Annotated in this window: 5 protein-coding genes and 2 pseudogenes; 6 read left to right on the top strand and 1 reads right to left on the bottom strand. The window is 67.1% G+C overall.

Annotation, left to right across the window (positions count from 1 at the left end; translation table 11 throughout):
• Nucleotides 1-66: 66 nt before the first annotated feature.
• The gene (locus R4823_RS15765) at nucleotides 67-249 is read right to left on the bottom strand and encodes a heavy metal-associated domain-containing protein (RefSeq protein WP_338615382.1); all 183 of its coding nucleotides are present in this window, start codon (nucleotides 247-249) and stop codon (nucleotides 67-69) included.
• Between the two features lie 242 nt (nucleotides 250-491).
• On the opposite strand from R4823_RS15765, the gene R4823_RS15760 reads away from it, so the two are divergent.
• From R4823_RS15760 to R4823_RS15735, 6 genes and pseudogenes are all read left to right on the top strand, one after another.
• Nucleotides 492-1,697, top strand: coding sequence for an efflux RND transporter periplasmic adaptor subunit (locus R4823_RS15760; RefSeq protein WP_338615380.1), 1,206 nt, complete (start codon nucleotides 492-494; stop codon nucleotides 1,695-1,697).
• The gene (locus tag R4823_RS15755) at nucleotides 1,694-4,879 is read left to right on the top strand and encodes an efflux RND transporter permease subunit (RefSeq protein ID WP_338615379.1); all 3,186 of its coding nucleotides are present in this window, start codon (nucleotides 1,694-1,696) and stop codon (nucleotides 4,877-4,879) included. The genes R4823_RS15760 and R4823_RS15755 overlap by 4 nt, the downstream gene beginning before the upstream one ends.
• A 20-nt stretch (nucleotides 4,880-4,899) precedes the next feature.
• Nucleotides 4,900-6,492, top strand: coding sequence for an efflux transporter outer membrane subunit (locus tag R4823_RS15750; protein ID WP_338615378.1), 1,593 nt, complete (start codon nucleotides 4,900-4,902; stop codon nucleotides 6,490-6,492).
• Between the two features lie 17 nt (nucleotides 6,493-6,509).
• A pseudogene (locus R4823_RS15745) lies at nucleotides 6,510-7,599 on the top strand (tripartite tricarboxylate transporter substrate-binding protein).
• 205 nt (nucleotides 7,600-7,804) lie between these two features.
• A pseudogene (locus tag R4823_RS15740) lies at nucleotides 7,805-9,481 on the top strand (ShlB/FhaC/HecB family hemolysin secretion/activation protein).
• Between the two features lie 9 nt (nucleotides 9,482-9,490).
• Entirely contained in the window at nucleotides 9,491-13,381 is a 3,891-nt protein-coding gene (locus R4823_RS15735; protein WP_338615377.1) for a filamentous hemagglutinin N-terminal domain-containing protein, read from the top strand.
• The last annotated feature ends 21 nt before the right edge of the window (nucleotides 13,382-13,402 follow it).

Raw genomic sequence — 13,402 nt, 5'->3', positions numbered from 1 at the left:
CAATGTGTCGTCAATCTACTAGTAGGTAGGTTATCCGTCAAGCTGCGAAAAGAATTTCACATCGGCTCAGCCGCGAATGCGCGGAGGCGTCAGCCTGGTGTCCACCTCGCGCCGTCCACCGCCGGCACGCGCTCCCTTGGCCAGGGCCGCCTCGCCCCGGCCGACGCAGCTTGCGCAGGTCATGCCCTCGATAGGCAGGCTTATCGTGGCTGCTGCGGCGCCGGCATCGCTGGTACGTGGCGTGCTCATGATTTGCTTCCCATAGTGAAGTTCGACTTGAAGCCAGCTTAAGGCTTGACATCGTGGGAAGGTCAAGCCCCGGGAATGTGGTTTCGTTTCAACGGTAGCCTTACGGCCAAACCCATGCCGCATGGAGATTTTCCGCGGACGGCTTGACCTTCCCGCCGTGGCAACGCCTAGCCTTGCCGAAAATTTCTGCAGAGACGCTTCGGAAGGGCCGAAGCCCTGCTGCACGGAAAAGGGGCAAGACCATGCGTCGAAAATTCAAAATTGCCGTGGTGGCGAGTGCTATTGCGGTGGCTGGGGGGATAGCGTTCGCCGCCAGCGATGCTTCCAAGGACGGAGGCAAGGCGGCCGCTTCACCCAAGGAAGCGCCCGCCGGCGCGCCGGCGGCGCCGCAGGTGCCCGTGGCCGAGGTCATCAGGCGCAGCATCGCGCCATCCACCGAGTTCACCGGTTTCCTGGCCGCTCCCAAGACCGTCGAACTGCGCTCGCGTGTGGGCGGGACCGTCGATGCGGTCAGCGTTCCCGAAGGCAGCCTCGTGCGCAAGGGACAGCCGTTGTTCCAGATCGACCCGCGCCCGTTCCAGGTCGCGCTGGACACCGCCACGGCGCAATTGCGCCAGGCCGAGGTGCTGGCCAGCCAGGCCCAGGCGGATTTCGACCGCGCCGAGCGGCTGGTGACCACCGGCGCGGTCTCGCGCAAGGTCTATGACGACGCGGCCTCCGCGCGCAAGGCACGGCAAGCCGAGGTGCAGGTGGCCAACGCGGCGGTCGCCGCTGCGCGGCTCGACCTGTCCTACGCGCGCATCACGGCGCCCATTTCCGGGCGCGTCGACAGGGTGCTGGTGACCGAGGGCAATCTGGTCAGCGGCGGCGCAACCGGCACTGCCACGCTGCTGACCACGATCGTGTCGATCGACCCCATGTATGTCTATTTCGACATTGACGAGGCGACTTACCTCAATGCCGTGAGACGGGCCCGGCCTGACGCCGGCCGCGGCAAGGCATCGCTGCCTGTCGAGATGGGACTGACCACGGACAAAGGCTTTCCCTACAAGGGCGTGCTCGACTTCGTGGGCAACAGGATCGACCGCAGCACCGGCACGATCCGCGCACGCGCCGTCGTGCCGAACCCCGATGGCCAGCTGGCGCCGGGCCTGTTCGCCCGCGTCAGGCTGTCCACCGGCGACGAGCGCCAGACCATTCTCGTCAACGACCAGGCCGTGGGCACCGATCAGGGGAAGAACTATGTGCTGGTCGTGGGCAAAGACAATCAGGCCGAGTATCGCCCGGTCGAGCTGGGGCAGGTGGTGGACGGGCTGCGCATCGTCAACGGCGGTTTGCAGGCCGGCGAAAGGATCATCATCAAGGGCCTGGTGCGCCCCGGCATGACGGTCACGCCACGGCTGGTGCCCATGCAGCAGGCCGCCGTCGCGGTGGAGGCCCGTAAATGAAGTTTCCCCACTTCTTCATTGCCCGGCCGATCTTCGCCATCGTCCTGTCCTTGCTCATGCTGCTGGCCGGTGCGATTGCCTTCTGGCAATTGCCGCTGAGCGAATACCCCGCGGTCACGCCGCCCACGGTGCAGGTCACGGCGAGCTATCCGGGGGCCAATCCCGAGGTGATCGCGGACACCGTGGCCGCGCCCCTGGAGCAGGCGATCAATGGCGTCGAGGGAATGCTCTACATGAATTCCCAGATGGCCACCGACGGCAGGATGGTGCTGACCATTGCGTTCAAGCAGGGAACGGATCCCGACATGGCGCAGATCCAGGTGCAGAACCGGGTTTCGCGCGCCTTGCCGCGGCTGCCGCAGGAAGTGCAGCGCATCGGCGTCGTCACGCAGAAGACCTCGCCGGATGTGTTGATGGTCGTGCATCTCGTCTCGCCGGAAAAGCGGTACGACTCGCTCTATCTGTCGAACTTCGCCATCCGGCAGGTGCGCGACGAACTCGCGCGCCTGCCCGGCGTCGGCGATGTCCTGGTCTGGGGCGCCGGGGAGTACTCCATGCGGGTCTGGCTGGATCCGTCGGCGGTGGCCACGCGCGGGCTGACCGCCAGCGACGTGGTCGCCGCCCTCCGGGAACAGAACGTCCAGGTTGCCGCCGGATCGGTGGGGCAGCAGCCGGATACCTCGGCCGCGTTCCAGGTGACGGTCAATACGCTGGGGCGCCTGGCCAGCGAGGAACAGTTCGGCGATATCGTCGTGAAGACCGGCGCCGATGGCCAGGTTACCCGGCTGCGCGACGTCGCCCGAGTCTCCCTGGGCGCCGATGCCTACACTCTGCGCAGCCTGCTCGACGGCGAATCGGCGCCCGCCTTGCAGATCATTCAAAGTCCCGGCGCCAACGCCATCGACGTCTCCAATGCGGTCCGTGCCAAGATGCAAGCGCTGCAGCAAGGCTTCCCGCAGGACATCGAGTACCGGATCGCCTATGACCCCACGGTCTTCGTGCGCGCCTCGCTGCAATCCGTGGCCATTACGCTGCTGGAGGCCATCGTCCTGGTGGTCCTGGTGGTGGTGCTGTTCCTGCAAACCTGGCGCGCCTCCATCATTCCCCTCGTGGCCGTGCCCGTGTCGCTGGTGGGCACTTTCGCGCTGATGCACTGGTTCGGCTTTTCGCTGAACACCTTGTCTTTGTTCGGTCTGGTGCTATCGATAGGCATCGTGGTGGACGACGCCATCGTCGTGGTCGAGAACGTGGAACGCCACATGGCCTTGGGCGAATCGCCCAGGCAAGCCGCGCTCAAGGCTATGGATGAGGTGACCGGGCCCATTCTCGCCATTACTTCGGTGCTGGCGGCGGTGTTCATCCCTTCGGCCTTCCTGTCGGGACTGCAAGGCGAGTTCTATCGCCAGTTCGCTCTGACCATCGCCATCTCGACCATCCTGTCGGCCATCAATTCGCTCACGCTGTCGCCCGCGCTCGCGGCCATCCTGCTCAAGCCGCATCACGATGCGGCCAAGTCCGATTGGCTCACGCGCGTGATGGCCAGCGTGCTCGGCGGGTTCTTTCGGCGCTTCAACCGCTTCTTCGACGGCGCTTCGAACGTCTACGTCGGGGCCGTGCGCCGGGCGGTGCGCGGCAGCGCCATCGTGCTGCTGCTGTATGCGGGCTTCGTGGGGCTGACCTGGCTGGGCTTCCACCAGGTGCCCAATGGCTTCGTGCCGGCCCAGGACAAGTACTTCCTGGTCGGCATCGCTCAACTGCCGAGCGGCGCCTCGCTCGACCGCACCGAGGCCGTCGTCAAGCAGATGTCCGAGATCGCGCTGGCCGAGCCTGGCGTCGAGAGCGTGGTGGCTTTCCCCGGGCTGTCGGTCAATGGTCCGGTGAACGTGCCGAATTCGGCGCTGATGTTCGCCATGCTCAACCCCTTCGATGAGCGCAAGGACCCGTCGCTCTCGGCCAATGCCATCGCGGGAAAGCTGATGGGCAAGTTCAGCCAGATTCCGGACGGCTTCGTGGGCATCTTCCCGCCGCCGCCGGTGCCGGGCCTGGGCGCCATGGGCGGCTTCAAGCTGCAGATCGAGGACCGGGCCGGGCTGGGGTTCGAGGCGCTGGCAGAGGCGCAGGGACAGATCATGGGCAAGGCCATGCAGGCTCCCGAGCTGGCGAACATGCTGGCCAGCTTCCAGACCAACGCCCCGCAATTGCAGGTGGACATAGACCGAGTGAAGGCCAAGTCCCTGGGCGTGTCGCTGACCGACGTATTCGAAACCCTGCAAATCAACCTCGGGTCGCTCTACGTCAACGACTTCAACCGCTTCGGCCGCACCTACCGGGTCATGGCCCAGGCCGACGCGCCGTTCCGCATGCAGGCCGACGACATCGGCCTGCTCAAGGTGCGGAACGCGGCGGGAGACATGATCCCGCTCAGCGCGTTCGTGGCCATCACGCGCGGGTCCGGCCCCGATAGAGTCATCCACTACAACGGCTTCCCCTCGGCGGACATCAGCGGCGGTCCGGCTCCTGGCTATTCCTCCGGCCAGGCCATCGACGCAATCGAGAAGATCGTCCGCGAAACGCTGCCCGAAGGGATGGCGTACGAGTGGACGGACCTGGTCTACCAGGAAAAGCAGGCCGGCAATTCGGCGCTGTACATCTTCCCGCTGGCGGTGCTGCTGGCCTTCCTCATCCTGGCGGCCCAGTACAACAGTTGGTCGCTGCCGTTCGCGGTGCTGCTGATTGCGCCCATGGCGCTGCTCTCGGCCATCGCCGGCGTCTGGCTCTCCGGAGGGGACAACAACATCTTCACGCAGATCGGTTTCGTGGTGCTCGTCGGCCTGGCCGCCAAGAACGCCATCTTGATCGTGGAGTTCGCCCGTACCAAGGAAAACGAAGGCGCCGACCCGCTGGCAGCGGTGCTGGAAGCCGCGCGTTTGCGCCTGCGCCCGATTCTGATGACCTCGTTCGCCTTCATCGCCGGCGTGGTGCCGCTGGTGCTGGCTACCGGCGCCGGCGCCGAGATGCGCCACGCCATGGGCATCGCGGTGTTCGCCGGCATGCTGGGCGTGACGCTGTTCGGCTTGCTGCTCACACCGGTGTTCTATGTCGTCGTGCGCAAACTCGCCCTGTGTCGCCAAGCCCGTGCAACCCGTCAAGCCCGCGTCGGCGCAAGCGACCAGCACGCGTAACGGCCAGGAGGACCCTCGATATGAAGACACTTTCCGCAATCTCCCGGCCAGCCAGGACGCTGGCGCCGCTCGCCCTCGCGGCTGTATTGGCCGGATGTTCCATGGCGCCGAAGCATGAGCGCCCGGCGGCGCCCATCGGCGCGGCCTATCCCTCGGATGCGGCCTATGTCCAAGCCGCATCCGGGAAACCCGACGAGGCGGTCACCGCCGACATCGGCTGGCGGGATTTTTTCCGCGACCCGCTATTGCAGCAATTGATCGACATCTCGCTGAGCAACAACCGGGATCTGCGCAAGGCCGCGCTCAACGTCGAAGCGGCGCGGGCGCTATACCGCATCCAGCGCGCCGAGATGCTGCCGAACCTGGGCGTTTCCGCCAGCGGCGCCGCCGAGCGCGTGCCGTCGGACCTCAGCGCCACGGGTGGGGCCCATATCGCTCGGCGTTACGAGGTAGCCGGGGTGGCGGCCGCCTGGGAACTGGACCTCTGGGGCCGCATCCGCAGCCTCGGCGACCGGGCCTTGGCGTCCTATCTGGCCCTCGACGAAAACCGTATCGCCACGCAGATGAGCCTGGTGTCCGAAGTGGCCAATGCCTACCTCACGCTGCGCGCCGACCAGGAACTACTGCGCCTGACGAACGACACCCTGGCTACGCAGCAGCGTTCGTACGAGCTGACCGCCCAGCTCGTGGACGTCGGCAGCTCGACGCAACTGGACCTGCGCCTTGCGGAGATCGCGCTGCGCACCGCCGAGGCCAACCGTGTAGCCTATTCCCGGCAGGCGGCCAGGGACCGCAATGCCCTCGTGCTGCTGCTGGGTCAGCCCCTGACGCTGGAGCTATCGAGACAATTGGACGAGGCCGCCACGCTGCCCGACGGCATCGTGCCGACCGAGCTGCCGAGCGGGCTGCCATCGGAACTGCTCGTGCGCCGTCCGGACATACGCGCGGCCGAGCAGACCCTGCGTGGCGCAAACGCCAATATCGGCGCCGCGCGCGCCGCCTTCTTTCCCTCGATCAGCCTGACGGGATCGGCAGGCACCGCCAGTGCTTCGCTCGACGATCTCTTCGGTTCCGGCTCGCGGTCCTGGCGCTTCCTGCCGCAGATCACGCTGCCCATCTTCCGGGGCGGCGCGTTGCGGGCGAACCTGGACATGGCGCATATACAAAAGCGCATCGAGATCGCCAATTACGAAAAAGCCATCCAGGCGGCTTTCCGTGAAGTGGCCGATGGGCTGGCGGGCAAGCGCACGCTCGATGAGCAGATCCGTTCGGAGCAGCTATCGGTGGTCGCGAGCCGGAGCGCCTACGAGCTGGCCGAGCATCGTTTCAAGGAAGGCGTGGACGACTACCTCGCCTTGCTCGACGCCCATCGCACGCTGTATGGCACACAGCAGACCTTGGTGCGCACGCGCCTGGCGCGGCTCCACAACCTCGTCGATCTGTACAAGGCGCTGGGGGGAGGCTGGACAGAGCATACGGTGCACCCGAGCACCGGCGCGCAGCCGACCGCCGCCGGTACCGCCGTGGGCATGCTCAAGGCACAAGGCATTTCCCCGGAAAGGGCGGGCGGCGCGTTCAACGCCGGGAAAGACGATTGGCGGGCGACGAGGTAGCGCTGGACGGCCGTGGGGTGACCGCCTCGTTCGCCGATGCCGAGGTAGGCACCGGCAAACCGGTAACGCTGCAGGGCAGCTTCGGACTGGACGGGGCGGATGCCTCGAACTACACGCTGATTCAACCAACGGCAGGTCTGTCGGCCGATATCCGGCCCCCCGCCTCGCCGCGGCCCGCCGAGCTGGATCCGAAAGCCGCTGCGGCGATCACGAGCGCGATTGACGCCGCGCCGCCGGCGTGCCGGCATCGAACGCAAGGAGGGATTATGTGGAGACATCTTTTGGCGGGCTGTTGCCTCGCCGCGCTGGCGCATGCCGCCACTGCGCAAGGCGGGTATCCCGACCGGCCGATCCGTTTCGTCGTGCCGTATCCGCCCGGTGGATTCACCGATATTCTGGCTCGCCTCGTCGGCACGAAGCTCGGGCAGGACCTTGGCCAGCCTGTCATCGTGGACAACCGGGGAGGGGGCGGCAGCACCATAGGCACAGACATCGTCGCCAAGGCGGAACCCGATGGATACACCATCCTGATGGTGGCGCCGGATTTCGCCATCAACGAGAGCCTGCACGGCAAGCTTCCGTACCGGGCGCAGGCGGATTTCGCGCCCGTGACGCTGGCGGCGCAGAGTCCCATGGTTCTGGTGGCCCATGCCGGCTCGGGCATCCGGTCGGTACAGGACCTGATCTCGCTGGCCAAGAAGCGGCCCGGCAGCATCAATTACGCTTCAGGCGGCAACGGCACGGGCTCGCATCGCCGTGGCGGCTCCTCACGTGCGCGCAGGCAAGCTGCGCGCGCTGGCGCTGCCGGGTACACAACGTCTGGACGCCTTGCCCGGCGTGCCGACGCTGGCCGAATCGGTACTACCCGGCTTTGACGTGACGCCATGGTTCGGCATCGTTGCGCCTGCCGGCACGCCGGCCAGGATCATCGACAGGTTGAATGAGGCGATCGTCAAGGCATTGCGTCAGCCAGATGCGCAAGAGAGCCTTGCCAGCCAGGGTGCCAAGGTCGTGACGAGTACTCCGGAGGAATTCGGCGCTTTCCTGAACAGGGAAATTCCTCAATGGGCCCAGGTGGTCAAGAGCTCGGGGGCGCGTGTGGATTGAGGCGCGGCGGCGCGGCATCGCTGGTGCTTGGCATGCTCATAGTGAGCTTCCCTTGGCTGAAATTCGAAGCTGCCTTGGGGAGTTTGAGATCATCTGCAAATAAGGGTTACCATCATCCGATGGCTATAACCCCCTGGGACACAAATCCGTTGTTTCCGAGCCCGGCGGTGGTCACGCGTGGACCTCACGGAGCTTCCCGGAAGCAATGCACATCATCCCTCGCCATCTCATCATTGCCGCCGCGCTGCCGCTGGCGGCCTGCCTTGCCGCCGTCATGCCGGCCGCGTCCGTCCAAGCCCAGCAGGCGCCCGATGCGGGCCGGACCTTGCAAGAGCTGCGGCCACGCCTGCCGCAGCCGGGCACTCCTCCCGCATTCAGACTCGATGCGCCCGTGGTCCAGCCCACCGCGCCTGGCGGACCGCAGGTTGCCGTCAGCTCCATCATCATCGATGGCAATTCCGTAATCCCGTCCGCGCAACTCCAGGCGCTGGTGGCCGATGCGCCGGGCCGCCGCTACGATCTGGCCGGCCTGAAGGCCCTGGCGGATCGCATCACCGATCATTACCGTCGTGCCGGCTATCCGTTCGCCCGCGCCCTCGTTCCGGCCCAGGAGCTGGAGGGCGGCGTCTTGCGCATCCAGGTGCTGGAAGGGCGTTATGGCCGGGTCGCGGCCTCGGGTGAACTGGCCGGCCAGGCCCAGCCGTGGCTGTCGGCCTTGCGGCCCGGCCAGGTCATCGGCGGCCGCGAACTCGAGCGCAGCATCTACCTGCTGTCCGACCTGCCCGGCGTCGCGGTCGATCCGGTCATGGGGCCGGGCTCGGCTGTGGGCGAAGGCGATCTCGACGTCGGCGTGGCCATGGCCCGGAAATGGGGCGGCCAGGCCAGTGTCGACAACTACGGCAACCGCTACACCGGCGCCGGGCGCGCCGGCCTGGGCCTGTGGGGCAACAGCCTGTTCACCTTCGGCGACCGCGCCACCCTGGACGCCTTGCTCACCACCGAAACCATGTGGCTGGGTGCGCTTGGCTACGAGGCCCCGCTGGGCACCAGCGGCTTGCGGGCAGAAGCGCGTTTCGCCCACACCCGCTACGAGCTGGGCAAGGAGTTCTCGTCGCTCAATGCCACCGGGAGAGCCGACATCGCCGCGGTGGGGCTGTCATATCCGCTGTGGCGGGCGGCCTGGGGCGGGGTGACCGCCGGACTGCTCTATTAGCACAAGACCCTCAGGGACGACATCGAGGCCGCCGACAGCCGTACCAAGGCCTCCAGCGACAGCTTGCCGTTCAGCCTGCGCTTCGACGCGCGCGACAGCCTGCTGGCCGGCCTGGGCGGGCTGACCTATGGGCAGTTGAGCTGGACGCCGGGCAAGCTGCACCTGGGGCCGACCCTGATGGCGGTGGACCAGGCAACGGCGCGCAGCAACGGCCATTTCCACAAGTTGAACCTGGACGTGGCGCGGCTGCAGCAATTGCCGGCGAACCTCAACCTGTACGCGCGTTTCATGGCGCAGTGGGCGAACAAGAACCTGCATTCGTCAGAAAGCTTCGGGCTGGGGGGGCAGGGCGGGGTGCGGGCGTATCCGCTCGGCGAAGGCTACGGCGATTCGGGCTGGCTGCTGCAGACCGAGCTGCGCTATCCGATCGGCAACGTCACGCCCTACGGTTTCTTCGACATAGGCCGGGTCAAGGTCAACCAGGATCCTTGGGCGCCGGGCGAGAACACCCGGACGTTGTCGGGCGCGGGCTTCGGCTTGCGGGCGACCGTGCAGAAGGCGTGGACGGTGGACGTGAGCCTGGCCTGGCGCACGCACGGGGGCAAGCCGCGATCCGATACGCGTGACGCGCGGCCGCTGGCATGGGCCAGCCTGGTTTATCGCTTTTGAGAGAGACCTATGAAACGCGCAAGCCTGAACCATACGTATCGCCTGGCATGGAGCGAGGCCAGGGGTGTCTGGGTGGCGGTACCGGAGATCCAGAAGTCGCACGGCAAGCGCGGCGGGCAGCGGTTGCGGCGGCTGGCCGAGGCAAGCCTGATGGCGGGATTCCTCGGGGGCGGCTTGCTGGCAGGGGCCGCGCCGTCGTGGGCGGCGGGCCCGCTACCCACGGGCGGGCAGGTCACCTCGGGGGCCGGCGTCATCCACCAAAGCGGCCCGGACATGACCATCACCCAGTCCAGCGCCAGGCTGGGGATGGACTGGACGAGCTTCTCCATCGGCAGCGGCAATTCGGTCCGGTTCGTGCAGCCGGACGCGAGCTCGGTGGCCGTCAACCGGGTCACGGGCAGCGACGTCAGTTCGATCCAGGGGGCGCTCAAGGCCAATGGGCAGGTCTTCCTGTCCAACCCCAATGGCATCGTGTTCAGCCCCACCGCCCAGGTGGACGTGGGCGGGTTGATCGCCACCACGCACGCCATCGCCGAGCAGGACGGCAAATACGTCCTGCAAGGCCGCAGCGGCGCCGGCGTCGTCAACGAGGGCACGATCCGCGCCGCTGACGGCGGCACGGTGGCGCTGGTGGCGGCGCGCGTGGCCAACCGGGGCCGCATCGAGGCCGGCAAGGGCAACGTGCTGCTGGGCGCGGGAGACAAGGTCACGCTGGACCTGGGCGGGCCGGTCAAGATCAAGGTGGACGAAGGGGCGATCGACGCGCTGATCGAGCAGGGAGGCGCGATCCGCGCGGACGGCGGGCGGGTGTACATGACGGCGGCCTCGGCCGGCGCGCTGACGTCCACGGTCATCAACCACACGGGCGTGACCGAAGCGCGCACCCTGTCCACGGGGGAAGACGGCCGGATCGTGCTGCTGGGCGGCATGGAAAAGGATCGCATCGAGGTGGCCGGCACGCTCGACGCCAGCGCATCGGCCGGGGGCGATGGCGGCTTCATCGAAACCAGCGCGGCGCGGGTGGGTATCGCCGACGATGCCCGCATCACGACCAAGGCGGCCAGCGGCCGGAACGGCACCTGGCTGATCGATCCGGTGGATTTCACCATCGCCGCCAGCGGCGGCGACATGACGGGAGTCGCGCTGGGCACCCAACTGGGCAACGGCAATGTCACGATCGAATCCAGTACCGGAGCCGCTGCCGGCACCGGCAACCTCAACGTCAACGACACGGTCGCGTGGAGCGCCAATACCCTGACGCTGACCGCTGCCAATAGCATCAACATCAACGCGACGATGACCGCCGGCGGCACCGCCGGCCTGGCGCTGAATCCGGCTACCGCCAATGGTTCCGATACGGCCGTCGCCGCGGGCACGATGAACGTCATGCCGGGCCTCGGCCGGGTGGATTTCACCGGCACCGGCAACAGCCTGAGCATCAAGGGCACGCCCTACACCATCGTCGCCAGCCTGTCCCAGTTGCAGGGCATCGGCGGCGGCCTGGACGGCCACTACGCGCTGGGCCGCGACATCGACGCCAGCGCCACGGCGGGCTGGAACCCGGACGGCAGCGGCGGTTTCTCCGGCTTCTCTCCTATTGGAACCAATGACGGCAGCCTCGGTTTCAGTGGCGTTTTCGATGGGCTGGGCCACACGATCGACGGACTGACCATCAATCGTCCCGCTACCGACAACGTGGGTTTGTTCGGCTACATCATCAGGGACAGCATCGTCCGCAACGTGGGCCTGAGGGGCGGCTCGACGTATGGTCGCAACAATACGGGCGCCCTGGTGGGGTACTCCAGTGGCGGCCTGGTATCCCATGCCTATTCCACCGGCAACGTACGCGGCGTGGACAACGTCGGCGGGCTGATCGGTTACCTCTTTTACAGCGCCGATCATCTGTATGCCACCGGCGACGTCGAAGGCAGCGGCAATGTCGGCGGATTGATCGGGGCTGGCGCGAATTCGGCCCTTCGGTACGCCTATGCGAGCGGCAACGTCCGGGGCGGCAATGCCGGCGGACTGGTTGGGGCCTTCGAATCGTTCTCGTCGTGGTACAGCTACGCGACCGGCGACGTCACCGGGGCGTCCGCCGCGGGCGGGTTGGTGGGCAGCTATCAGCACGGCACCATATGGTATTCGTACGCCACCGGCAAGGTGACAGGCGGGGTCACCGGCGGCCTGAGCGGAGACACCAACTACCTGACCGTCATTGGCGGTTATTGGGACATGGACACCACCGGCCAGGCGCAGGCTTGCGGCGGAGCCGGTTGCTCCGGCTCCTCGGTCGGTACCGGACCCGTCGGCCTGCGCACGGCGGATGCCTTCAGCCAGGCCAGCTACGGGACCTTCCGCTTCGGCAACGACTGGTACATGGCGGAGGGTTCGACCCGTCCCTTCCTGATGTTCGAATACGCCACCACCATCGGCAACGCCCACCAGTTGCAGTTGGTGGACCTGGATTTGTCGGCCCGTTACACGCTGGCCGGCGACATCGATATGTCCGTGGCCGACGGCTCGCGCGCATCGGGCATGTGGAGCAGCCAGGGGTTCAATCCGATCGGCGCCCATGGCGGCGAAGGCCCCGCCGCGGCCTTCACCGGCACTTTCGACGGGCGGGGCTACGTCATCAGCGGCCTGCGGATCGATCGGACGGCCGACTACGTCGGCCTGTTCGGCCATCTGGGCAGCGGCAGCGCCGTGCGCAACCTGGGCCTGGCCGATGCCATCGTGGCGGGCGGCCGCCATACCGGCGCCTTGGCAGGCGTCAATCAGGGCGCCATCGCCAACGTCTATGCGACCGGGGCGGTGGCGGGCGGCGACGATACGGGCGGGCTGGTCGGCCATAACTTGAACGGCACGATCGCCAACGCCTATACGGCAAGCACCGTGACGGGCGGCGACAACACCGGCGGCCTGGTGGGCCGCAACTCGAACGGAGCGATCGCCGAGACCTATGCGACGGGCCAGGTAACGGGCACCGGCGCCCGCGGCGGTTTGGTGGGCATGAACGACGGCACGATCGTCCGCAGCTTCTACGCCACCACCGATGCCGGCGGCAACCCGATCAACAACGGACCGGGAGGGGGCAATCCCGAGGGCGCGACAGGCAAGCGGCTGGACGAACTTCGGCAGCTCTCCACGTTCACCGAGGCCGGCTGGAATATTTCCGACCGGGGCGGCGAGGACACGGCCTGGCGCATTTACGAGGGCAGCACCACGCCTTTGCTGCGAGCCTTCCTGACGTCGATCACGGTTGCCGTGGCCGATGGCGGCAGCAAGGTCTACGATGGCAATACATCGGCCAGCTGGTCCTATACCCAGTCGATCGACTCGGCGGTTCTGGATGGCACGGCGGTCTATGCGCTGGACGGCAAGAACGCGGGCAACCGCACGTTGGGCGTGTCCGGCCTGTATTCCGGCCAGCAGGGCTATGACATAAGTTTCGTGGGGGGCGATTACACGATAACGCCCAAGGCGCTGGCCGTTGCGGGCGTGGCGGCCGACGACAAGACCTACGACGGCACCACCACGGCCACGTGGACGGGCGCAACCTTGTCGGGGGTGGTGGCGGGCGACGACGTGGCGCTGGACGGGCGTGGAGTGACGGCCTCGTTCGCCGATGCCGAGCCGGGCGCCGGCAAGCCGGTGACGCTGCAGGGCAGCTTCGGACTGGGCGGCGCGGATGCCTCGAATTACACGCTGATTCAGCCAACGCCACGGCTGTCGGCCGATATCCGGCCCGCCTCGCCGCGGCCGACCGAGCTGGATCCGAAAGCCGCCGCGGCGATCACCAGCGCGCAGAGGTCGTGGCCGGACGTGCAAGCCAACGTCGAGCAGGGTAGGGAGTTCGGAGAGGTGGTGACGATAAGAGGCAGCGGCATCCGGTTGCCGTAGGACGCGGGCAACCCTTGGTGG

The sequence above is a fragment of the Pigmentiphaga sp. CHJ604 genome (assembly GCF_036972535.1).
Lineage (GTDB): Bacteria > Pseudomonadota > Gammaproteobacteria > Burkholderiales > Burkholderiaceae_B > Pigmentiphaga > Pigmentiphaga daeguensis.
The sequence above is the reverse complement of the archived record's forward strand: the minus strand, read 5'-3'. Positions and strand labels throughout refer to the sequence as shown.